Below are 22,354 nucleotides of genomic sequence, written 5' to 3'. Positions count from 1 at the left end.
CTGGGCATAGCCGCATAAGCCCCGCCAACATGGAAAAGGATTCATCATGCGTTCGACCTGCTCGCCGTCCCTTCCCAGCCGTTCGCGCGCCCTGACCGGCGCCATACGTACCGCCCTGCTGTGCCTGCCCCTGGGGGCGCTGGCGCCTGCGCTGACAAGCGCCGCCGAGAATTCGGCGAGCCAGCAGGCGGTGCGCAGCTACGACATTGCGGCCGGCCCGCTATCCAGCACGCTGAGCCGCTTCGCCGGCGAAGCGGGGGTGCTGCTGTCGGTCGACGGCAGCCTGCTGCAAGGGCTGCAATCGAACGGCCTGCAGGGGCCGTACGGGGTCGACGAAGGGTTCGCGGCGCTGCTGCAGGGCAGCGGGCTGCAGGCGGTGCGCGACAGCCAGGGCAACTATTCGCTGGCCCCGCAGGCGGAGCAGGGCGACACCCTGGAACTGCAGCCAATGACGGTCGAGGGCTTCGCCCTGGGCAACGCGCTGGGCGAGATGGAGGGCTACAACGCCACCCACAGCAGCGCGGCGACCAAGACCAGCATGCCATTGCTGGAAACCCCGCAGACCGTTTCGGTGGTAACCCGCCAGCAGATGAATGATCAGGGCTCGCTGACGGTGGCCCAGGCTTTGCGCTATACCCCCGGCGTGATGAGTAGCCCCTATGGCGCTACCAGCCGCTACGACTATGTGGCCATGCGCGGGTTCAGTGACGGTTCGGTGGATAACCTGTACCTCGATGGCCTCAAGGTGATGGGTGACAGCGGTACCTACAGCACCATGCAGATCGATCCCTACCTGCTCGAGCGTATCGATGTGCTGAAGGGCCCGTCATCGGTTCTGTATGGTCGCAGCCTGCCTGGTGGCCTGGTGGCCATGACCACCAAGCAGCCAACCGATGAAACTTACCGGCAGGTTCAGGCGACAGTCGGCAGCAACAATCAGAGGGGCATCGGCGTCGATCTGGGCGGGCCGCTCGATGAAGAAAAACACCTTTCCTACCGTCTGGTCGGTCTGGCCGACAAGGGCGATACCCAGTACGACCATGTCGAATCGGAGCGCTACGCCTTGGCGCCATCTCTGCGAATCGCTTTTTCCGAGGATACTGCGCTGACCCTGCAGGCCTATCTACAGCATGATCCGGAAAGTGGATATCACGGGGGGCTGCCTGCAGAAGGCACGCTGTATCGCCGCAACGGGCGTTATCTCTCCGACGGTTTTTTCGAGGGCGAGCCTGGTCACGAAAAGTTCGAACGTACCCAGCAAATGCTCGGCTACCAGTTCGAGCATCGTTTCGACGGTGTCTGGTCGATGCGTCAGAACTTCCGCTACCTGGATTCGAAAGTCGAATCCGAACAGGTCTATAGCCTGGGCTGGGCTGGCAATTCCTCGGAATTGCTGCGCGCCTATACGGGTGCGGACGAGCGTCTGCATTCGTGGATCATCGATAACATGCTGCAGGCCGAATTCGACACGGGAGCCGCCCGGCATACCTTGCTTACTGGTGTCGACTATCAGCGCGCAAAGGCGAAAGTGACTTATTACGGAGGAACCGTCGACAATCTCGATGCTTTCGATCCGGTCTATGGTACTCCGGTGGTGGTCGGTGGTCCGTTCGGCCAGACCCGTAGGCTGGAGCAGACGGGCCTGTATATGCAGGACCTGATCGAACTGGACCGTTGGCGTTTTTCGCTGGGCGTACGACAGGATTGGGTTGAAACCGAAGTGGCGACGGAGGGGGTGAGCGCGCCATCGGGGAAGGATTCCAGCCAGCTGACAACCCGGGCCGGCGTTCTGTATCTGTTCGATAACGGAGTAGCGCCATATCTCAGTTATTCGGAGTCGTTCAACCCGAACTCGACCAGCGACGCTAATGGCGATCCGCTTGCGGCGACCGAAGGCACGCAATGGGAACTGGGCGTCAAGTACCAGCCGGTGGGTACCGACGATCTGTATACCGCTTCGCTGTTTCACATCGAGCAGGAAAACCTGGCATCCAAGCTTCCTAACGAAGATTTCTTCCGGCCTATCGGGGCCGTACGTTCGCAGGGCCTGGAACTTGAAGCGCGTTTGCAGGTGACCGACAGCCTGCGTCTGCTGGGCAGCTATACGTTCACCGACATCGAATATTCGAAATCCGTGTTCAGCGCTGTGGACGATACCCTGGATAACAAAGGTAATACTCCGACCCAGTCGGTGCGCCACATGGCGTCTATCTGGGCGGACTACCGTTTCATCGGCGATAGCCTGGAAGGGCTGAGCACTGGCGCGGGCATCCGTTATGTCGGCAAGAGCTGGGCCGATGCCGAGAATACGCAGCGCATCCCCTCCTACACGCTATTCGATGCTTCCATCGGCTATGACTTCGCCAGGGTTGGGCTGGACGGCGTGGGTGTCCGGTTGAACGCCAATAACCTCACCGACAAAAGGTACGTAGCAGGCTGTGGCAGCAGCCTGAACTATTGCTACCTCGGTGAGGAGCGCAACATCACAGCGACGGTCAGTTACGAGTTCTGATCACATTACAAAAAGCTGGCCGCCAGCCTTTGGGCCGGCGGCTTTTGCATTTTCAAGGTGGGCATAGGTAATGCGTTCCATCCTCGTTCTCCTGCACCGCTACATTGGCCTGGCCACGGCGCTGTTTCTCTTTCTCGCCGGCATTACCGGCAGCATCCTGGCCTTTCATCACGAGCTGGACGAGTGGCTGAATCCGGAGTTCTACCACACCCGCAGCGAGGGGCCGGTGCTGGCGCCGGGTACGCTGGTGGAGCGGGTCGAGCAGGCCAACCCGCGCATGCAGGTCTGGTACATGGAGTTCCCCGACGAGCCGGGACACGCCGCGTTGATGGCGCTGGTGCCGCGCAACGATCCGGAGACCGGCAAACCCTATGCAGAGCGGCCGGTGGTGCACTACCTCGATGCGGTCAGCGGCGAGCCGGTGGGAACGCGCTATTGGGGCGAATGCTGCTTCTCGCGCAAGAACTTCGTGCCGTTCCTGCTCGAGTTCCACTACAACCTGTCGCTGCCCGGAAACTGGGGGCTCTGGTTGATGGGCATCGTGGCGATCGCCTGGGTGATCGACTGCTTCGTCTCGCTGCTGCTGACCTTCCCGCGCGGGCGGCCGTTCTTCGGCAAGTGGTGGACGGCGTGGAAGATCAAGCGCCAGCGCCTCAACCACGACGTGCACCGTGCCGGCGGGTTGTGGCTGTGGCTGCTGCTCACGCCCGTGGCGGTCAGCAGCGTGGCGATGAACCTGCCCGAGCAGGTGTTCAAGCCGGTGGTGTCGCTGTTCTCCAAGGTGGAGCCGAGCGTCTACGAGGCCCGCGGACGGCTGCCGGCCGACCAGCTGGGCAGCACGGCCTACGATTTCCACCAGGCCTACGACTACGCCATGCAGCATGCGGCCGATCTCGGCCTGACCGAGCCCATCGGCGAGCTGTACTACAGCTTCGAATACAACTTCTACGGCGCCGGCTTCGGCGACCACGACAGCAACCAGGGCAACGCCTGGCTGTTCTTTCATGGCACCGATGGGCGCCTGCTGGGGCAGGAGATTCCCGGGCAGGGCACGCTGGGCCAGCAGTTCCACCTGCTGCAGCCGGCGATCCATGGCGGGCGCATCCTCGGCCTGCCAGGGCGCATCCTGATCGCGCTGCTCGGTGTGGCGATCGCCGTGCTGTCGCTGACCGGCGTGGTGATCTGGTGGCGCAAGCTTTCCGCGCGGCGGCGGACGACGGCACGGCGCAGTGTGGCGGTAGAGGCGAGTTGAAGCTTGCTGCAGGCCAGAGGCCGGCATCGCCGCAAGGGCGCGCCTGCTACAGGTTCGGTGCGTATCTGCTGCTTTGTGGGAAACCCGCCCTCGGGGCGATGTTTTTAAGCTTCAAGCTCAAGCAGGCAGTCCTGCCAGCCTTTAATCGCGGCGCGTGGCGCCTACTGCGCCCGGCTGACCAGCGCCGGCAGCTGTTCGGCGAGTTTCTGCACCCTCAACGGTGCGCGGATGAAGCCGTGCTGGCGGCCGTCCGGGCCGATGAGGACCAGGTTGCCGCTGTGGTCGACGGTGTAGTTTTCCCGGCTGGTATCGCCGGGAATGAAGGGAATGCCGACACCGTTGGCCAGGCGCTGGATGTCGTCCAGCGGGCCGGTCAGGCCCTGGAAGCCGGCCTTGAAGTAGCCCAGGTATTGCTTCAATTGCTGCGGCGTGTCGCGGTTCGGGTCGACGCTGACCAGGATCGGCTGGATCTCGTCGCGCACGTCCTCGGGCAGCAGGCCCTTGAGCTGGCGCAGCTCGGCCAGCGTGGCGGGGCAGATATCCGGGCAGAAGGTGTAGCCGAAGAACAGCAGTGTCCATTTGCCCTCGAGTTCGTCCACCGCCACCGGCTCGCCGTCCTGGTTGGTCAGGCTCAGTTCCGGGACCGAGCGGCTCTGCGGCAGCAGCACGATGCCGGCGTCCAGCAGTTGCGCGGGGTCGAGCTGGCGCTCGCTGTTCAACACCTTGGAAACCGTCAGCCCGATGACCAGCGCAATCAGCGCGACGAGGATGAAAACGGTTTTCTGGATGCGGGTCATGGGGGTCCTATTGGCGGCTCAGATATTGAGCAGCAGATAATGATCAACCAGCAGCGCGATGAACAGCGCGAACAGGTACCAGATGCTGTATTTGAAGGTATTGATCGCCGCATGCGGCCGGCTGTCCCGGTACAGCACGATCGCCCAGTAGAGGAAGCGCGCACCCAGCACGGCGGCCGCGGCGAGGTACAGCGGGCCGCTCATGTGGATGGCGAACGGCATGAAGCTGACCGCCAGCAGCACCGCGGTGTAAAGCAGGATATGCACCTTGGTGTAGTGCACGCCGTGGGTCACCGGCAGCATCGGAATGTTCACCTTGGCGTATTCTTCCTTGCGGTGGATCGCCAGCGCCCAGAAGTGCGGCGGGGTCCAGGCGAAGATGATCAGCACCAGCAGCAGGGGTTCGGCGCTGACCTGGCCGGTCACCGCGACCCAGCCGAGCAGCGGCGGGGCTGCCCCGGCGAGGCCGCCGATGACGATGTTCTGCGGCGTGGCGCGCTTGAGAAAGCCGGTGTAGATCACCGCATAGCCGATCAGCGAGGCCAGGGTCAGCCAGGCCGCCAACGTATTGGTGAAGGTCAGCAGCAGGGCGAGTCCGGCGGCGCCCAGGACCAAGGCGAAGGTCAGCGCGGCGGCGGGGGCAACCCGCCCCTCGGCCAGCGGCCGCTTGCGGGTGCGCGCCATCACCGCATCGATCTGCCGGTCCACCACATGGTTGACCGCCGCGGCACCGCCGGCGCACAGGGCGATGCCCAGGTTGCCGAACAGCAGCACCGTCCACGGCACGCCGGCACGGGTGGCGAGGAACATGCCCACCAGCGAGGTGATGAGCATCAGCAGCACCACCTTCGGCTTGGTCAGCTCCAGGTAGTCGCGCCAGCTGACCTGTGCGCCGCGTTCGCTGAGTAGAGTCGCCATGGGGGTTCTCCTTGTGGTCATGCGCGGGGCAGATCGAGCTGCCCCGTCGTGTTCGAAATCGATGCCGGAACCTCGTCACGCTGAGCGACGCGGGCGGGCAGCCGCAGCCGATAATTGACCAGTACCAGCACCAGCAGCAGAGCGGCGCCGCCGCCGTTGTGGGCCACCGCGACCGCCAGCGGCAGGTTGAGCAGCACGTTGCCGATGCCCAGCCCGAGCTGGATGGCCAATGCGGCCAGCAGCAGGGCGGCCAGGCGGCCCAGCCCCTGGCGCCAGAGCATCCCGGCGAGCACCAGCGATGCCAGCGTCACGCTCAGAGCGCCGAGTCGGTGGGTGACGTGGATCGCAGTGCGTGCCTCGCCATAGAGCAGCCCGCCGAGGTAGTTGGGGCCGATGTCGTGGTGGGTCAGGTCGAAGGCGTTGACGAAATCCATCCGCGGCCACCATTGCCCGTGGCAGGTGGGAAAGTCGGTACAGGCCACCGCGGCGTAATTGCTGCTGACCCAGCCGCCCAGGGCGATCTGGCCGATCACCAGCAGCAGGGCGACGCCGGCGAAGGCGCGTAGACGGCTGGAAACCGCCGGCAGCGGGGCGATCGCGCCGGACAGTCGCAGGCACAGCAGGAACAGCAGGCTGAGGGTGGTGAAGCCGCCGAGCAGGTGCGCGGTGACCACCTGCGGCCAGAGCTGCAGGGTCACGGTCCACATGCCGAAAGCCGCCTGGGCGATCACCACGGCGAGCAGCAGCAGCGGCAGCTTCAGCGGTTGCCCGGGCTGCTCGCGACGGCGCACGGCCTGCACTGCCAGCGCGAGGATCACCAGGCCCAGGGCACCGGCGAAATAGCGGTGAATCATCTCGTTCCAGCCCTTGTGCACTTCCAGTGGCGTCTCGGGGAAGCGAAGGGCCGCGAGGCTCTGCTTGTGCTCGCTCATCGGCACGGCGAGAAAGCCGTAGCAGCCCGGCCAGTCCGGGCAGCCGAGGCCGGCGTGGGTCAGCCGGGTATAGGCGCCGAGTAGCACCACCACCACGGCCAGCAGGGTGGCGATCAGGGCGAGGCGGTATCCGGGGCGTGATGCTTGCATAGGTTCCTCGTTCCACTCGGGCTAAAGGCTGGAGGCTGGACGATCAGACCTCCGTCTCGCCAATCATCTGTGCGGCAGACTCCTCCTCGTCCAGCCTCCAGCGCCTTTATCGTCTTTACCGCTTTTATCCAATCTGCGAGATCTTCAGTAGGTATTTCAGGTCGTCGAGGATCGCCTTGCCGTCGGCGCCGGCGTCGTAGCGCAGCACCAGGTTGCCGTGCGGGTCGACGATCCACAGCTGCGGCGTCGCCGGCGCATCGGCGTTGCGTGAATAGACCGCAGCGTCGAGCGAATGGCGCTGCAACTGCGGATATTCGCGCCGCAGGCGCTGTTCGTAGTCCGCTTCGAGCGCTTCGGCGCTGGCCAGTGCATGGCTGGCGCGGGCGGCTTCGCGGGCCAGGCCGATGTTGATCTGGCGAGCCAGGTAGACCAGTTGCCGGCATGGCTCGTCGCAGCCTTGCGGGGCGGTGACCAGCAGTTCCCAGCGGGGGGCGCCAGACGACGTGCCCACGCCGATGGCGCTGCGGTCCTGGCCGTTGGCGATCAGCACGCCGTCGTAGCTGCGGCTTTCCGGCACCCAGAAACCGAAGCGGTACATCGCCGCGGCCAGCAGCATCGGCCCGAGCACCACGGCGATGATCAGTAGCAGCTGCAGTCGCCCACGCCCGCGCTTCGGCTCATGGCCGGCAAGGATCGGATTCATCGTTTCCACTGTGCTTCCCCCGTGCCTGATGCACGCCGAAATAGATGAACAGCGCCAGCAGCGCCGCGGCCAGGGCGAACCACTGCACGGCATAGCCCAGATGCTGCGACGGGCTCATGCTGGTGACCGGCCAGTCGGCGCGATAGGCGCTCGGCCCGGGTTCCAGGCGCAACTCGTGGACCACCCCAGCGCGGTCGAGCAGCGTCCACAGCGCCTCGATGTCGACGTGGTTGATCAGCCGCGGCCAGCCCTCGGCCATGCGGTGGCTGAAGACGAAAGGTTTGCCCGGCGGCACGTAGACCCAGGCGGCCAGCTTCAGGGGTTGCGCCGGGGTATCGAAGACCGGTGGGATGCGGCGGTCCGGCCAGGGAATCCAGCCGCGGTTGACCAGCACCCAGCGCCCGCTGGGGTCGTCATGGAAGGGTTGCAGCAGCTCGACGCCGACCTGGCCGTCGCGGGTGCGGCTGTCGAGCAGGAAGCTGTGCGCGGCATCGAAGCTGCCCTGCAGGTGGACACGGGCATAGGCCGGATCGGCGACCGTCTCGATCTGCTCGGGCGACAGCGGTGCGGCCTGCTGGCGTGCTTCCTGGCGGGCCAGCAGGTCGCGCTTCTGCTCGCTGCGCTCCAGCTGCCAGACGCCCAGCCAGAGCAGCACCGGCAGCAGGGCCAGTACCAGCAAGGTAGGCAACAGCCCCGGCCTGAAGCCGCTCATGACCGGCACCGCTGAATATCGATATGGCTGGCTATACTCCACCCCCAATACCCCTGTCGTGGACCCGCTCATGCTCAAGGCGGCTATCGTTCTGTCATTAGTGGCCACGCTGGTCAGTCTGTTCAGTGGGCTGTTCTTCCTGGTCAAGGACGAGGGGCGAACCTCCCGGGTCGTCACGGCCCTGTTCATCCGTGTCAGCCTCAGCGCGCTGACCGTCGCGCTGATCGGCTGGGGTTTCTGGTCCGGCCAACTGCGGCCGGCGTTCGGTTTCTAGGTCCTGTTCCCGTTCATCTCCAAGCAGGCCGTAGGAGCGGGCCATGCCCGCGAATCAGGCCCTGCAAGCCATCGCGGGCATGAACTCGGCATCCCCGTCCGCTCCTTACAAGAAATCTCAGAGCACGTAGACGAAGACGAACAGCGCGATCCACACCACATCGACGAAGTGCCAGTACCAGGCGGCCGCCTCGAAGCCGAAGTGATGTTCCGGACTGAAATGCCCACGCAGGATGCGCACCAGCATCACCGTGAGAATGATTGCACCCATGGTCACGTGGGCGCCGTGAAAGCCGGTGAGCATGAAGAAGGTCGCGCCGTAGATGCCCGAGCCCAGCGTCAGCCCGAGTTCGGTGTAGGCGTGCACGTATTCCTCGATCTGCAGGATGAGGAAGGCCGCGCCGAGCAGCACGGTCAGCGCAAGGCCCAGCTTGAGCTGCTGGCGATTGTTCTTGCGCAGCGCATGGTGGGCCCAGGTCAGGGTGAAGCTGGAACTGACCAGCAGCACGGTGTTGATCAGCGGCAGGCCCCAGGCGCTGATGGTGCCTTCCGGCGCCGGGTAGAGCTTGGGATCGGGCGTGTTCAGCAGTGGCCAGCTGTACTCGAAGCCCGGCCAGAGCATGTTGCTGATGCCCTTGTCGCCTTCTCCGCCCAGCCAGGGTCCCGCCCAGTAGCGGATGTAGAACAGTGCGCCGAAGAAGGCGGCGAAGAACATCACCTCGGAGAAAATGAACCAGCTCATGCCCCAGCGGAACGAGCGGTCCATCTGCGCGCTATAGAGCCCGGCGCGGCTCTCCTTCACCACCGCGCCGAACCAGCCGAACATCATGTAGGCGACCAGCAGGGCGCCAACGAAGAAGATCAGCGGTCCGCTGGATTCGGCGCGGTCGGCCTTGAGGTCGTTGAACCAGGTGCCGAGGCCATAGACGGTGACCAGCAGCGCGACGGTGGCGATGATCGGCCATTTGCTCTGATCGGGAACGTAATACTGCTCGTGGGTGGTCTGTTGGCTCATTGCAGACTCTCCTTGGCCGCGGTCGCGGACAGCGTGGCGACCGGTGGCTGGCGGGGCGTGATGTCGAACAGCGTGTAGGCGAGGGTCAGGTGGCGCACGTCGGCGGGCAGGTCGCGATCGACGATGAAGCGCACCGGCATTTCGATGCGCTCGCCCGGCTGCAGCACCTGCTGGGTGAAGCAGAAGCATTCGGTCTTGTGGAAATACGCCGCCGCCTTGGCCGGCGAGACGCTGGGAATCGCCTGGGCGGTCATCGGCTTGTCGGTCGGGTTGTAGGCGACGAAGCGGATTTCCGTGCTGGCGCCAGGGTGCACGCTGAGCTGGTCGGCCTGCGGGCCGAACTCCCAGTCCATTCCCGCGGCATTGGTGGCGAGGAACTGCACGCGCACCTCGCGCGCCGCATCGGCGGTCTGCGCACCCGTGTAGGCACCGGCGGTCTTGCCGTTGATGCCGAAGGCCTGGCACATGACGTCGTAGATCGGCACCAGGGCGAAGCCGAAGCCGAACATGGCGACCACTACCAGCGTCAGCCGCAGTACCAAGCGGCGCAGGGGAAGCTCGGTGCTCATGGCAGGCCTCCTTGGTAGGCGAATGGGGCGCCTGCGGTTTGGTGAGCAACTACCGCGATCTGGTGGGCTGAAGCCCACCCTACAGGCGGCCACAACCTCCCTAGGGTGGGCTTCAGACCGTAGGGCGGGTTGCAACCCGCCGATTCGGCGTTGAATCCGACTCCGTCCGCGCGGGTTTCACCCGCCCTACGGGTTTTTAGCGTAGCGGCCTCCAAGCCGTTCACGGCGTCAGCTCCCCGCCGGTGCCCTTGCGGTGTTCGTGCACTTCGCTCATGTCCGGCGGCGTCTGGAAGGTGTGGTAGGGCGCCGGCGAAGGCACGCTCCACTCCAGCCCTTCGGCGCCGTCCCAGGGCTTGGCCGGCGCGGCCGGGCCGCCGCGGATGCACTTGATGACGATGAACAGGAACAGCAGCTGGGTGGCGCCGAACATGAAGGCGCCGACCGACGAGACCATGTTGAAGTTGGCGAACATCATGTTGTAGTCGGGAATGCGCCGCGGCATGCCGGCCAGGCCGACGAAGTGCATGGGGAAGAACGCCAGGTTCATGCCGACGAAACTCATCCAGAAGTGCAGCTTGGCCAGGGTCTCGTCGTACATGTGCCCGGTCCACTTCGGCAGCCAATAGTAGGCCGAGGCGAAGATGCCGAAGATCGCCCCCGGCACCAGCACGTAGTGGAAGTGCGCCACCACGAAGTAGGTGTCGTGGTACTGGAAGTCCGCCGGGGCGATGGCCAGCATCAGCCCGGAGAAGCCACCGATGGTGAAGAGGATGACGAAGGCCACGGCGAACAGCATCGGCGCCTCGAAACTGAGCGAGCCGCGCCACATGGTCGACACCCAGTTGAACACCTTCACCCCGGTGGGCACGGCGATCAGCATGGTCGCGTACATGAAGAACAGCTCGCCCACCAGCGGGATGCCGACGGTGAACATATGATGCGACCAGACGATGAACGAGAGGAAGGCAATGGCGCCAGTGGCATAGACCATCGAGGTGTAGCCGAACAGCGGCTTGCGGCTGAAGGCCGGAATGATCGAACTGACCGCGCCGAACGCCGGCAGGATCATGATGTACACCTCGGGGTGGCCGAAGAACCAGAACACGTGCTGGAACAGCACCGGGTCGCCGCCGCCGGCGGCGCTGAAGAAGCTGGTGCCGAAGTGGATGTCCATCAGCATCATCGTTACCACCCCGGCCAGCACCGGCATCACCGCGATCAGCAGGAAGGCGGTGATCAGCCAGGTCCAGACGAACAGCGGCATCTTCATCAACGTCATGCCCGGCGCGCGCAGGTTGAGGATGGTGGCGATCACGTTGATCGCACCCATGATCGAGCTGATGCCCATCAGGTGGATGGCGAAGATGAAGAAGGTCACCGACTCCGGCGCGTAGGTGGTCGACAGCGGCGCGTAGAAGGTCCAGCCGAAGTTCGGTCCGCCACCCTCCATGAACAGCGTCGAGACCAGCAGGCCGAAGGCCGCCGGCAGCAGCCAGAAACTGAAGTTGTTCACCCGCGGCAGGGCCATGTCCGGCGCGCCGATCATCAGCGGGATCATCCAGTTGGCCAGGCCGACGAAGGCCGGCATCACCGCGCCGAAGACCATGATCAGGCCGTGCATGGTGGTCATCTGGTTGAAGAATTCCGGCTGCACGATCTGCAGGCCCGGCTGGAACAGCTCGGCGCGGATCACCATGGCCATCGAGCCGCCGAGCAGGAACGCCGCGAAGCTGAACCACAGGTACATCGAACCGATGTCCTTGTGGTTGGTGGTCAGCAGCCAGCGCGAGAGGCCCTTGGCCGGGCCATGGTGGTGGTCATGCCCGGCATGACCATGATCGTCGATCACTGCACTCATCGCCGCCACTCCTCTTATTGACCGGCTTCTTCGGCCTGTTTGAAGTCGAGCACGTCTTTCGGCGTGACCATGTCGCCGGTCTGGTTGCCCCAGGCGTTGCGCTCGTAGGTGATGACCGCGGCCAGGTCGACCTCGGACAGCTGCCTGCCGAAGGCCGCCATGGCGGTGCCCGGCTTGCCGTTGACGACGATGGCGATGTGCGCCTCGACGTCGCCAGTGGCGATGGGCGAACCCTTGAGCGCCGGGAACATCGGCGGGATGCCCTCGCCGCCGGCCTGGTGGCAGGAGGCGCAGGCGGTCTGGTAGACCTTCTCGCCGCGCTCGGTCAGCTCGGCGAGCGTCCATTCCTTGCTGGTCAGCTCGGCCAGCTTGGCCGCCTCGGCCTTCTTCTCGCCGAGCCAGGCGGCGTAGTCCTCGCTGGATTTCACTTCCACCACCACCGGCATGAAGCCATGATCCTTGCCGCACAGCTCGGTGCACTGGCCGCGGTAGATCCCAGGCTCATCGATGCGGGTCCAGGATTCGTTGATGAAGCCGGGGATGGCATCCTTTTTCACCGCCAGGTCCGGCACCCACCAGGAGTGGATCACATCCGCCGCGGTGATCAGGAAGCGCACCTTGGCGCCGGCCGGAATCACCAGCGGCTCGTCCACCTCCAGCAGGTAGTGCTCGCCCTTGGGCGCCAGGTTGTTGATCTGTTCGCGCGGGGTGGTGAGGTTGCTGAAGAACTCGACATCCTCGCCCAGGTACTTGTAGTGCCATTTCCACTGATAGCCGGTGATCTGCACGTCGACGTCGGACTCGCTGGAGTCGTAGATATGGATCAGCGTGCGGGTCGCCGGTACCGCCATGCCGACCAGGATCAGCAGCGGGATGATCGTCCAGAGCACCTCGACCCGGGTGTTTTCATGGAAATTGGCCGAGTGCTGACGCTTGGAGCGGCGGTGCGCGACCATGGACCAGATCATCACGCCGAACACCAGTACGCCGATGACCACACAGATCCAGAAGATGGTCATGTGCAGATCGAACACCGAACGGCTGACGTCGGTGGCGCCGGAGCGCATGTTCACATCCCAGGCCGCCTGGGCCTGACCGAACAATGCCGATAGCCCAAGCCCCATCCATATGCGTGGATGTCGAGACATTGCGGGTTCCCCTTATGATTCTTGTTATCCCGCCGACTGCCATCGAAACCGCCAAGAATCGGCTGGCCGGGGAATCTTTCCCCGCGGTGCCCGCTACGTTCTCGATCGGCCCGATTCTGTCCGGCGCGGCTACCGAATGCCTCGGTCGCCACGCCTTCGCCTGCACGCGCAGTCGGAACTTCATCAGGTACGCCTACGATTCGGAGTATAGACAGCGATCGCGCACTGGCAATTCAGGCGCCGGGTGCGTCTGACTCGGGCTCTGCGAGGCTGTCGTTCTTCTTCACGCCGCGCAGGTTCATCAACGCCAGGCACACCTGCAGGGTGATCAGCGCCCAGGCCTGGGCGTGCCAGCCCCAGATCACCCACAGCAGATTGCTCAGCAGAAAACAGCAGAAGCCGACGAAGCGCCGGCCCGGGCGCAGCGAGCCGATCAGCCAGGCGGCGATCACCGTGACCACCATGGCTGGCCATTGCAGCAAGTCGATCCAGTCCACGATGCCTCCGGTGCGGGAATACAGGGATTGGTGCAACGGGGGGCGGGGATAGTTCCTCCGTGGGTTCGCTCGCCGGTCGGGCGCGACGACCGACGACGATGGGCACGCGTCATCGAAGCTGCATACGTCGCGGTGCATGCCTGCGTTGCGGTGGATGGGTGAAGCGTCATCCACCCTACGTCCTCAAGCCCACGGCTGCTGGCCTCGGTGCAACACCGCGTCTCAGCTGTGTAGGGTGGGCTTTAGCCCACCGAAGGTGTTTCGCTACCGCTAGGCGAGAGCCTACGACATGGGCCTGGAGAGGTTCTGTCCTGGCCATGGACTGCTCCGGCGCCAGTTTTGGTGGGCTGAAGCCCACCCTACGGCTGCTGGTGGTGACGTAGGGTGGAAAACCGCGAAGCGTTTCCACGCGTTGCGCAGTTACCGGCAATGCACGGAGCCTCGGTGCAACACCGCGTCTCAGAGCAGGTTCAACTGCTGCCCCGGCGGGGCGAAACGGCTGCAGTCCAGCCCCTGGTTCTGCTCGCGGCGGTTGTAGCCCAGGCGCTTGCAGGCCAGTTGGAAGCGCTGCGCCAGCAACTGGGCGAACTGGCCTTCGCCGCGCATGCGGCTGCCGAAGCGGCTGTCGTAGTCCTTGCCGCCGCGGGACTGGCGAATCAGGCTCATGACATGAGCCGCACGCTGTGGGAAGTGTTCCTGCAGCCATTCGTCGAACAGCGTGGCGACCTCGTGGGGCAGGCGCAGCAGCACGTAGCCGGCCGAGCGTGCGCCGGCTTCGCGCGCGGCCTCGAGCATGCGCTCCAGCTCCATGTCGTTGATCATCGGGATCATCGGCGCGCACATCACGCTGACCGGCACCCCGGCCTCGTGCAGTGTGCGCAACACCCGCAGCCGCGCCGCCGGCGAGGCCGCACGCGGTTCCATGATGCGTTTGAGCTCGTCGTCCAGGGTGGTCAGGCTGACCGATACGCTGACCAACCGTTGCTCGGCCAGTGGCACCAGCAGATCGAGGTCGCGCAGCACCAATGAGCCCTTGGTGATGATGTGCAGCGGATGTTTGAAACGCAGGAGAATCTCCAGCGCCTGGCGGGTCAGCCGCTGCTCGCGTTCCAGCGGCTGGTAGGCATCGGTGTTGATGCCCAGGGCGATGGGTTGCGGCACGTAGCCGGGCCTGCTCAGCTCGGCTTCGAGGCGCTCGGCCAGGTTGGTCTTGGCGATCAGCCGGGTCTCGAAATCGATGCCGGGCGAGAGATCCCAGTAGGCGTGGCTGGGCCGGGCGAAGCAGTAGATGCAGCCATGCTCGCAGCCGCGATAGGGGTTCACCGAGCGATCGAAGCCGACGTCCGGCGACTGGTTGCGGGTGATCACCGTCTTCGCCGTCTCGCGGCGCACCTCGGTGGCGCGGGTCGGCGGCACGTCCTGCTCCCAGCCGTCGTCATAGGCTTCGCTGCGGGTCGATGCGAAGCGGTTGTCGGGGTTGATCGCGGTGCCGCGACCGCGGGGCGTCGAGCGAGTGTGGGTCATCTCAGAGTCATCGAATACTGTTTTTATATACAGTAATCGGCTTGCGATACCGGCGCCAGGTGTTCCGATCGACGGTACGGATGACCATCCGTCGCCTGGCAGGGGAACATTTGCGCGCTGCTTCGGACAAAAAGGTCTGATCGGGTCGAGCCGGGCACCTAGGCGCCTGGCCATTCCCACCACGGAGCCCGCCGAAAATCGAACAGGGAAGGCCGCAACGCCGTCATGGCGTCCGGCCCGGCAGTACCGGCAATGCGACGCCGTCGGGCGTGCACTCCAGTCTTTCCAATCCGCTGCCGTCATATGTCAGGAGCAGACCCCATGCACACCACCGGTTCCTTCCATACCCGGGAGAACAACTTCGATTTCCTGCGTTTCTTCGCCGCCGCGCTGGTGCTCTTCGCGCACAGCTATCCGCTGATCGGGCGCCGCGAGGACGAGCCGCTGACCGTGCTCACCGGCTACGAGAAGGGCGGTTCGATCGCCGTCGGCATCTTCTTCATCATGAGCGGCTACCTGATCGCTTCGTCCTGGCTGGCCAGCAGCAGCCCGAAGAGTTTCCTGCTCAAGCGTGCGCTGCGCATCTTTCCGGCGCTGATCGTCGCGGTGCTGCTCTCGGCATTCGTCATCGGGCCGATGGTCACGCAGCTCAGCCTCGGCCAGTACCTGACCGCCGACGGCACCTGGACCTATCTGCAGAACATCCTGCTGGTCACCCGCTACGAACTGCCCGGCGTGTTCAGCGACAACGTCTATGCCGCGGTGGTCAACGGCTCGCTGTGGACGCTGCCGCTGGAAGTGCTGATGTACATCGGCGTGATGATCCTGGGGCTGACCGGCTTTCTCAAGCGCCGGCTGATCTTCCTGCCCATCGCGGTGCTGGCGATCGGGCACTTCTGGCTGTTGGGCAAGCTGGGCATCGAGTCCTATTTCATCAGGAACATCTGCAAGCTCGGCCTGCTCTACTACAGCGGCTCGGCGCTGTTCCTCTACCGCGACGACATTCCCTGGCGTGGCTGGATCGCGGCGCTGCTGTTCGTCGCCTTGGTGGCGAGCTTCCGTACCCCTGTCGGCCCGCTGGTGTATTTCGTCGCGCTGCCGTACCTGGTGCTCTATCTCGCCTATGCGCCGCTGCCGTGGGTATCGCGCTTCGGCAAGTACGGCGATTTCTCCTACGGCCTGTACATCTACGCGTTCCCCTTCCAGCAACTGACGGTCTATCTGTTCGGCCCGCAGGTCGGCGTGCTCGGCCTGACGCTGATCGCTTTCGTGCCGACGTTGATCCTCGCCGCGCTGTCCTGGCACCTGATCGAGGCGCCGGCGATGAAGCTCAAGCGCCTGTTCGCCTCCGCGCCGCAGCCGGGGCGGGCGACGCCGAAAGTGGAAGGCTGAAAGGCCGTGCCGCACGGTGCGCACCCTATGGACGTATGGCGGTGGCGTAGGTCGGGTTGAGGCGCGTAGCGCCGAAGCCCAACATCGGTACGCCGCACACCCATTCCGGCACGACACTCCGCTCGTTGGGCTTCGCTGCGCTCAACCCAAGCTACGCGTACCGCGGGCTTTCTCTCGAACGGCAAGTACCTTCAACCGAGGCGGCGGACCTGCAGGTCCCGGTAGCCGGCCGCCGGGTCGCCGCGCAATTCCAGCTGCCCAGCCGCAGCCAGTTCGCGGGCGCGCCAGTAGAGGAAGAAGTCGCTGGGGAAGAAGCCATCGCAGTGCCCCATGACCTCGGCCATCGCCCGCGCCAGCGGGCCGAAGGCGGTCGGGCTGGCGGCCAGCAGTCCGTTGTCGATCGCCTGGTAGCCTTCGCCGTGGAAATGCCCGTCGCGCCAGCGGCGGATGCCGTGTGAGGCGGCGCATTGCTCGTCCCAGGCCGCGGCGAGCAGGACCTGACGTAAGGAATCGACGGGTTGCGGCCGATACCGCTCGGCCAATGCCTCGGGCGGGTGCATCGATACCGCCTTGCGACTGCCGACGCGGCTGTCGCCGGTGCCGCAGGCGACTTCCTGCAGCATGCAGCCGGAGCCCTGCAACGCGGCGGCGACCCGCCCCAGCAGCAACTGTTCGGACGCGCTGTCACCATGCCAGACGGTCACCGCCGGGACTTGCCCGGGCAGCTCGGCGAGCCAGCGGGCATCGCCGGCCAGCTCGCGGGTGAATGCAGGGCGCGGCGTCACCTCGTCGGGCCAGACCCGCTCCCAGAATGCCGCGCGTGCGGCGCAGGGCGGACTCTCGATATCGCCGAGCGGGCCGACCGCCAGGTCGTCGCGCATGACCCGCACCTGCGCCTGCGGTTCGCGTCCGGCGAGCAGGGCGCGCACGCCATCGCCGGCCAGGTCACCGCAGGTCAGGTGCAGCACGGCGGCTACTCGGGCTTTTTCAGCTTGGGATTGGGAAAGAACTGCACCGACTGCACCTGCGGATTGGCCGGCTTGGGCTGCACCTTGTTGACCCGTGTGCCGAGTTCCGTCGGCACCGACTGGCCCTGGGCGTTGAGGGTATCGGCGTAGCCACAGACCACGCATTCGCGATGCGGCACGCCGTCGACGTCCCACATCTTGATGCAATCGCTGGCGCTGCACGCCGGGCATACGGCGCCGGCGATGAAGCGCTTGGTGACCCGGGGAGTTTCGTCGTTCATGCCGCGGCCTCCGCTACCAGCCCGAGGTGGCGCAGCAGGGCGTCGATGGACGGCTCGCGGCCTCGGAAATCGACGAACAGTACCATCGGCTCCTGCGAGCCGCCACGCGCGAGGATCGCCTCGCGGAAGGCGCGGCCGGTCTCGGAATTGAACACACCTTCCTCCTCGAAGCGCGAGAAGGCATCGGACGACAGCACCTCCGCCCACTTGTAGCTGTAGTAACCGGCCGCGTAGCCGCCAGCGAAGATGTGCGCGAAGCTGTTGGGGAAGCGGTTGTACGCCGGCGGACGCATCACCGAGACCTCGTCGCGAATGTGTTCGAGCACCTCGAGCACGCTGCGGCCGTCGCCGTGGGTGGCGTGCAGTTCGAAGTCGAACAGCGAGAATTCCAGCTGGCGCGCCATCATCATGCCGGACTGGAAGTTCTTCGCCGCCAGCATCATGTCCAGCTTGTCCTGCGGCAGGCGCTCGCCGGTCTGGTAGTGGCCGGAGATCAGCGCCAGGCCCTCGGGGTCCCAGCACCAGTTCTCCATGAACTGGCTCGGCAGCTCCACCGCATCCCAGGCGACGCCGTTGATGCCCGAGGCACCGGCATGCTCGACCTGGGTCAGCAGGTGGTGCAGGCCGTGGCCGAATTCGTGGAACAGCGTGGTGACCTCGTCGTGGGTCAACAGCGCCGGCCGCTCGCCCACCGGTGGGGTGAAGTTGCAGACCAGGTTGGCCACCGGCGTCTGCAGCGTGCCGGCGGCGGTGCGTCGCTTGTCGCGGGCGCCGTCCATCCAGGCGCCGCCGCGCTTGTTCGGCCGCGCGTAGAGGTCGAAGAAGAAACGCCCGACGTGCTCGCCGTGCTCGCGGATCTCGAACAGGCGCACGTCCGGGTGCCAACCGTCGAAGCCTTCCAGCTCGTGGATCTCGATGCCATAGAGGCGCTGGACGATGCTGAACAGGCCGGAGAGCACCTTGTCGATGGGGAAGTAGGCGCGCAGCTCTTCCTGGTTGAGGCTGTAGCGCTGCTGGCGCAGTTTCTCGGCGTAGTAGCCCAGGTCCCAGCTCTGCAGGTCGTCCAGGCCCTGTTCGCCGGCGAAGGTGCGCAGCTCGGCCAGGTCGCGCTCGGCGAACGGCTTGCTGCGTACCGCCAGGTCGCGCAGGAAGTTCAACACCTGCTCGGTGGACTCGGCCATCTTGGTCGCCAGCGACAGTTCGGCGAAGTTGCCGTAGCCCAGCAGGCCGGCCAGCTCGTGGCGCAACTGGAGGATTTCCTCCATCACCGGGCCGTTGTCGAACTGGCCGGCGTTCGGACCCTGGTCCGAGGCGCGGGTGGAGTAGGCGGTATAGACCTCCTCGCGCAGGCCGCGGTCATCGGCGTAGGTCATCACGGCGTAGTAGCTGGGGAATTCCAGGGTGATCAGCCAGCCGTCGAGGCCCTTGGCCTTCGCCGCCTCGGCCATCTGCGCCTTGGCCGAATCGGTGATCCCGGCCAGCAGCGTCTCGTCGGTGATGTGCCGGGTCCAGGCCTGGGTCGCATCCAGCAACTGGTTGGAGAATTTGCTGCCCAGCTCGGCGAGCTTCATCTGGATGGCGCCGAAGCGCTGCTGCTCGACCGGTGGCAGGTCGATGCCGGACAGGCGGAAGTCGCGCAGCGCATGTTCGAGGATGGTCTTCTGCGCCACCTCGAAACCGGCCGCCTGCGGGCTCTCGGCCAGCGCCTGGTAGGCCTCGAACAGCGCGCGGTTCTGCCCCAGCTCGGTCCAGTAGGCCGACAGCTTCGGCAGGCAGGCCTCGTAGGCGCCGCGCAGTTCGGGGCTGTTGCACACCGAATTGAGGTGGCCGACCGGGCTCCAGGCGCGGCTGAGGCGCTCGTTCAATTCGTCCAGGCCGATCACCAGGGTCTGCCAGTCGAGGCTTGCGGCCGGGCGGCTGAGCAGTTCGGCGATGGCCACGCGGTTATCGCCGAGAATGCTGTCGATGGCCGGCTCGACGTGCTCCGGACGGATTTCGGAATAGGGTGGCAGGTCGAAGTCTTGCAGCAGGGGATTGTTCGCGCTCACGGGGGCACCTTGTGACGAAGAGGATTGCAGGCCGCTCGCTGAAGCGAGGCCGGACGTGGCAGGCAGATGTCCTAGATGGACGCGCTGTCGTGCTTTTTCAACGCCGCTCGGCCGGTTGTTACTCTGACCACGGCGGGCGGCATGCTGCTCAGCCCAGGTCCGCAGCGGCAATGCCGGCCATCTTAATTACAATCGACCCTTCCCGCAGCCAAAGAGGTTTCTATCGTGGCGATACGCAGCTACCAAAACAGCACTCCGAAACTGGGCGAGCGCGTGTTCGTCGACGACTCCGCCGTGGTCATCGGCGATGTGGAAATCGGCGCCGACAGCTCGGTGTGGCCGCTCACGGTGATCCGTGGCGACATGCACCGCATCCGCATCGGTGCGCGCTCGAGCATCCAGGACGGTAGCGTGCTGCACATCACCCATGCCGGGCCGTACAACCCGGACGGCTTTCCGCTGACCATCGGCGACGAGGTCACCGTCGGCCACAAGGTCACCCTGCATGGCTGCACCCTGGGCAACCGCATCCTGGTGGGCATGGGCTCGATCGTCATGGACGGCGTGGTGGTCGAGGACGAGGTGATCATCGGCGCCGGCAGCCTGGTGCCGCCGGGCAAGACCCTGGAGTCGGGCTACCTCTACGTCGGCAGCCCGGTGAAACAGGCCCGGCCGCTGACCGACAAGGAGCGCAGCTTCTTCAGCTACACCGCCGGCAACTACGTGAAGCTGAAGAATCTGCACCTGGCCGAGGGTACGGGTACGCCTACTGCTTGAACCATTTCGACAGGCCTGGCCATGTGGCTGCAATGACTTCTGGAGATGGCATTAATTGAAAATGATTCTCGATAAAAATATGATGCCATTCTGTCGCTTCTGGGTTGCGAGGCATTTTGCCGCGGCACCCCGGCAATTCACAGTCAGGAGAAGGCATTGTCGGAAGTGGACCTCAAGGCGCTCTTCCTCAGACATGGCAACGCTGTCCGCAACCTGTTGCTGCGCCGCAGTCGCGACCCTCAGTTGGCGTCAGACCTGACCCAGGAGAGTTTCCTGCGGCTGGCCGAGCAGGCGCGCAACGGCCCCGTCGACAATAGTCCTGCCTACCTTTTCCGCATCGCCCAGAACTTGCTGATCGACCACATACGCCAGCAGCAACGGCGACGCACCGACAGCCAGCCCAACGAGGCCATTGCGCATATCGAAGACGAGACGCCCGATCTTGAACGGCAGTTGGCTGCCCGCCAGCGGCTGAAGAAAATCCGCGAGGCGGTGGCCGAACTGCCGCCGCGCACCCAGCAGATCTTCAGGCTCAACCGCTTGCAGGGACTGACCTACGCGGAAGTCGCTCGGCATCTCGGCATTTCCGATAGTTCGGTGCAAAAGCATCTGACCCGTGCACTGCAGCATGTTGCCGAGCGACTGCGCGACGATTGAGCGCACCACTGCCGCGCTGTTACCGTTTCCCGCCGCGCCGGACGTCCTTACTCTTGATCGATAACCAAACCACGAGACTTCACGTGATCAGCCACGACGAGCGACAGCGTGCACGCAACGAGGCGGCCGCCTGGGCCGTGCGCCTGGGCGAGGCGGACCCGGCGGCGCCCTATCCGGAGGCGCTGCAGCACTGGCTTGCCGAAAATCCGCAACGGGCCAGTCTGCTGCAAGAGGCTCGCGAGACCTGGGCCGAACTCGGCGCGCTGGATTCGCTGGACGAGCCGGTACCGAGCCCGGCAGGCCGCGACGTATGGCGGTCGCCGGCTCGAGCGCGGCGGCGCCTGCGCTACTTCGCTGGCGCCGCCGCGGTGCTGCTGGTCTGGTTGGCTGTGACGGCTCAGGTGCCTCAGCGCACCTCCGATCTGTTCGCTGACCATGCCACCGGTATCGGGGAGCGGCGCCAGGTGACGCTACCGGATGGCAGCCTGGTCGAACTGGACGCCGATAGCGCACTGGATGTCGTCTTCGACGGCGAGCGGCGCCTGGTCCGCCTTCGTCATGGCGAGGCGATCTTCCTGGTGGCGCCGATGGGCGAGGGCGAAACCAGGCCCTTCCTGGTGGAAAGCGCCGGCGGCAGCAGCCGGGCCCTGGGCACCCGCTTCGTGGTCGGCGGCCGAGGCGGGGGAGCCTGGGTCGGCGTGCTCGAACACAGCGTCGAGGTCAGCGCACCGCATGCCACCGGCGAGCGACAGCGCATCCTCGAGGAAGGCCAGAGCGTCTGGTACGATTCCCGTGGAATCCATCCTCTGCAGGCCGACCTGGCCAACGCCACCGCCTGGCGCGACGGCCTGCTGGTGTTCGAGAACCGCCCGCTGGAAGAGGTGATCGAGCGGTTGCAGCACTATCGGCGCGGCTACCTACTGATAGCCGATCGACAACTGGCCCAGCGCCGGGTCAACGGGGTGTTCCGGCTGGACAGTCTCGACCAGTCGCTGGACCTGCTGGTACAGGAACTGGGCGCCAGCCGCCTGGATCTTCCCGGACTCACCCTGATCCGCTGAACCCGCGGCAACCCCTTGTCGAACTGTTTGTAGTGAGTGCCGCAAGCCCGCCGGGAGCGGGCGCGGTCTCCCACAAAAGCAGCGAGTGCACACCGAACCTGTGGGAGGCGCGCCCTCGCGGCGATTGCGGGCCGCAGGCCTGCCAGAATGGCGGGTTGCAACCCGCCCTACTGCGTCGGTTGTTCCTGCGAGCCGCCTCACGAATTGCCAACACCACCGTGCCATGGCGGCCGCGCTGTGGGATGCTGTGGCGGTGCGACAAGACAGGGACGCAGCCATGGCAAGGAACAGCCACGACCAGAACTTCAAG

Annotated in this window: 21 protein-coding genes; 7 read left to right on the top strand and 14 right to left on the bottom strand. The window is 65.3% G+C overall.

The annotated features are described in order from the left end of the window. The first annotated feature begins 46 nt into the window (after positions 1-46). Complete coding sequence (locus IN820_RS01925) at positions 47-2,512, top strand: TonB-dependent siderophore receptor (protein ID WP_193679357.1); 2,466 nt, start codon at positions 47-49, stop codon at positions 2,510-2,512. 70 nt (positions 2,513-2,582) lie between these two features. Continuing rightward, entirely contained in the window at positions 2,583-3,764 is a 1,182-nt protein-coding gene (locus tag IN820_RS01920; RefSeq protein ID WP_193679356.1) for a PepSY-associated TM helix domain-containing protein, read from the top strand. Between the two features lie 161 nt (positions 3,765-3,925). On the opposite strand, the gene IN820_RS01915 is transcribed toward IN820_RS01920, so the two are convergent. The 5 genes from IN820_RS01915 to IN820_RS01895 form a co-directional block, all read right to left on the bottom strand. Next, positions 3,926-4,561 (bottom strand): SCO family protein, encoded by a 636-nt coding sequence (locus IN820_RS01915; RefSeq protein ID WP_193679355.1) that lies wholly within the window; start codon positions 4,559-4,561, stop codon positions 3,926-3,928. 18 nt (positions 4,562-4,579) lie between these two features. Further along, on the bottom strand, positions 4,580-5,479 hold the full coding sequence (gene cyoE / locus IN820_RS01910; protein ID WP_193679354.1) for a heme o synthase: 900 nt from the start codon (positions 5,477-5,479) through the stop codon (positions 4,580-4,582). Positions 5,480-5,496: 17 nt separating this feature from the next. Beyond that, positions 5,497-6,561 carry a COX15/CtaA family protein gene (locus IN820_RS01905; RefSeq protein WP_193679353.1) on the bottom strand — a complete coding sequence of 355 codons (1,065 nt, stop codon included), beginning with the start codon at positions 6,559-6,561 and terminating at the stop codon, positions 5,497-5,499. 124 nt (positions 6,562-6,685) lie between these two features. Beyond that, the gene (locus IN820_RS01900) at positions 6,686-7,264 is read right to left on the bottom strand and encodes a hypothetical protein (RefSeq protein ID WP_193679352.1); all 579 of its coding nucleotides are present in this window, start codon (positions 7,262-7,264) and stop codon (positions 6,686-6,688) included. Continuing rightward, positions 7,239-7,976, bottom strand: coding sequence for an SURF1 family protein (locus IN820_RS01895; protein ID WP_193679351.1), 738 nt, complete (start codon positions 7,974-7,976; stop codon positions 7,239-7,241). The genes IN820_RS01900 and IN820_RS01895 overlap by 26 nt, the downstream gene beginning before the upstream one ends. A gap of 70 nt (positions 7,977-8,046) precedes the next feature. On the opposite strand from IN820_RS01895, the gene IN820_RS01890 reads away from it, so the two are divergent. After that, positions 8,047-8,250: a twin transmembrane helix small protein gene (locus tag IN820_RS01890; protein WP_193679367.1), complete on the top strand. Its 204-nt coding sequence runs from the start codon at positions 8,047-8,049 to the stop codon at positions 8,248-8,250. 117 nt (positions 8,251-8,367) lie between these two features. On the opposite strand, the gene IN820_RS01885 is transcribed toward IN820_RS01890, so the two are convergent. From IN820_RS01885 to IN820_RS01860, 6 genes are all read right to left on the bottom strand, one after another. After that, the gene (locus IN820_RS01885; protein ID WP_193679350.1) at positions 8,368-9,264 is read right to left on the bottom strand and encodes a cytochrome c oxidase subunit 3; all 897 of its coding nucleotides are present in this window, start codon (positions 9,262-9,264) and stop codon (positions 8,368-8,370) included. Beyond that, positions 9,261-9,833: a cytochrome c oxidase assembly protein gene (locus tag IN820_RS01880; RefSeq protein WP_193679349.1), complete on the bottom strand. Its 573-nt coding sequence runs from the start codon at positions 9,831-9,833 to the stop codon at positions 9,261-9,263. Before IN820_RS01880 ends, IN820_RS01885 begins: the two co-directional genes overlap by 4 nt. 220 nt (positions 9,834-10,053) lie before the next feature. Beyond that, positions 10,054-11,691 (bottom strand): cytochrome c oxidase subunit I, encoded by a 1,638-nt coding sequence (ctaD, locus tag IN820_RS01875; RefSeq protein ID WP_193679348.1) that lies wholly within the window; start codon positions 11,689-11,691, stop codon positions 10,054-10,056. 14 nt (positions 11,692-11,705) lie between these two features. Then, positions 11,706-12,839: a cytochrome c oxidase subunit II gene (gene coxB, locus IN820_RS01870; RefSeq protein ID WP_193679347.1), complete on the bottom strand. Its 1,134-nt coding sequence runs from the start codon at positions 12,837-12,839 to the stop codon at positions 11,706-11,708. 233 nt (positions 12,840-13,072) lie between these two features. Then, positions 13,073-13,303, bottom strand: a complete 231-nt coding sequence (locus IN820_RS01865) for a hypothetical protein (protein WP_207793472.1) — start codon at positions 13,301-13,303, stop codon at positions 13,073-13,075. Positions 13,304-13,795: 492 nt separating this feature from the next. Further along, positions 13,796-14,860 (bottom strand): PA0069 family radical SAM protein, encoded by a 1,065-nt coding sequence (locus tag IN820_RS01860; RefSeq protein ID WP_193679345.1) that lies wholly within the window; start codon positions 14,858-14,860, stop codon positions 13,796-13,798. Positions 14,861-15,181: 321 nt separating this feature from the next. Here IN820_RS01860 and IN820_RS01855 point away from each other — a divergent pair, with 321 nt between their 5' ends. Beyond that, positions 15,182-16,252 (top strand): acyltransferase family protein, encoded by a 1,071-nt coding sequence (locus IN820_RS01855; protein ID WP_193679344.1) that lies wholly within the window; start codon positions 15,182-15,184, stop codon positions 16,250-16,252. Positions 16,253-16,443: 191 nt separating this feature from the next. On the opposite strand, the gene IN820_RS01850 is transcribed toward IN820_RS01855, so the two are convergent. Genes IN820_RS01850 through prlC form a run of 3 tightly spaced genes read right to left on the bottom strand, consistent with a single transcriptional unit; the run spans position 16,444 to position 19,549 of the window. After that, complete coding sequence (locus IN820_RS01850) at positions 16,444-17,220, bottom strand: DUF1835 domain-containing protein (protein WP_193679343.1); 777 nt, start codon at positions 17,218-17,220, stop codon at positions 16,444-16,446. 5 nt (positions 17,221-17,225) lie between these two features. Then, the gene (locus IN820_RS01845) at positions 17,226-17,501 is read right to left on the bottom strand and encodes a YheV family putative zinc ribbon protein (protein ID WP_193679342.1); all 276 of its coding nucleotides are present in this window, start codon (positions 17,499-17,501) and stop codon (positions 17,226-17,228) included. Further along, complete coding sequence (gene prlC, locus IN820_RS01840) at positions 17,498-19,549, bottom strand: oligopeptidase A (protein ID WP_193679341.1); 2,052 nt, start codon at positions 19,547-19,549, stop codon at positions 17,498-17,500. Before prlC ends, IN820_RS01845 begins: the two co-directional genes overlap by 4 nt. Positions 19,550-19,774: 225 nt before the next feature. Between prlC and IN820_RS01835 the strand changes: the two genes are divergently transcribed. The 3 genes from IN820_RS01835 (at position 19,775) to IN820_RS01825 (ending at position 22,044) form a co-directional block, all read left to right on the top strand. Further along, the gene (locus IN820_RS01835; RefSeq protein ID WP_193679340.1) at positions 19,775-20,326 is read left to right on the top strand and encodes a gamma carbonic anhydrase family protein; all 552 of its coding nucleotides are present in this window, start codon (positions 19,775-19,777) and stop codon (positions 20,324-20,326) included. Between the two features lie 156 nt (positions 20,327-20,482). Beyond that, positions 20,483-20,983: an RNA polymerase sigma factor gene (locus tag IN820_RS01830; RefSeq protein ID WP_037038209.1), complete on the top strand. Its 501-nt coding sequence runs from the start codon at positions 20,483-20,485 to the stop codon at positions 20,981-20,983. A gap of 83 nt (positions 20,984-21,066) precedes the next feature. Beyond that, positions 21,067-22,044 (top strand): FecR domain-containing protein, encoded by a 978-nt coding sequence (locus IN820_RS01825; RefSeq protein ID WP_193679339.1) that lies wholly within the window; start codon positions 21,067-21,069, stop codon positions 22,042-22,044. Positions 22,045-22,354 lie beyond the last annotated feature (310 nt).

Source organism: Pseudomonas lopnurensis, assembly GCF_015070855.1.
Taxonomy (GTDB): domain Bacteria; phylum Pseudomonadota; class Gammaproteobacteria; order Pseudomonadales; family Pseudomonadaceae; genus Stutzerimonas; species Stutzerimonas lopnurensis.
This window is presented reverse-complemented; position numbering and strand designations above follow the sequence as displayed.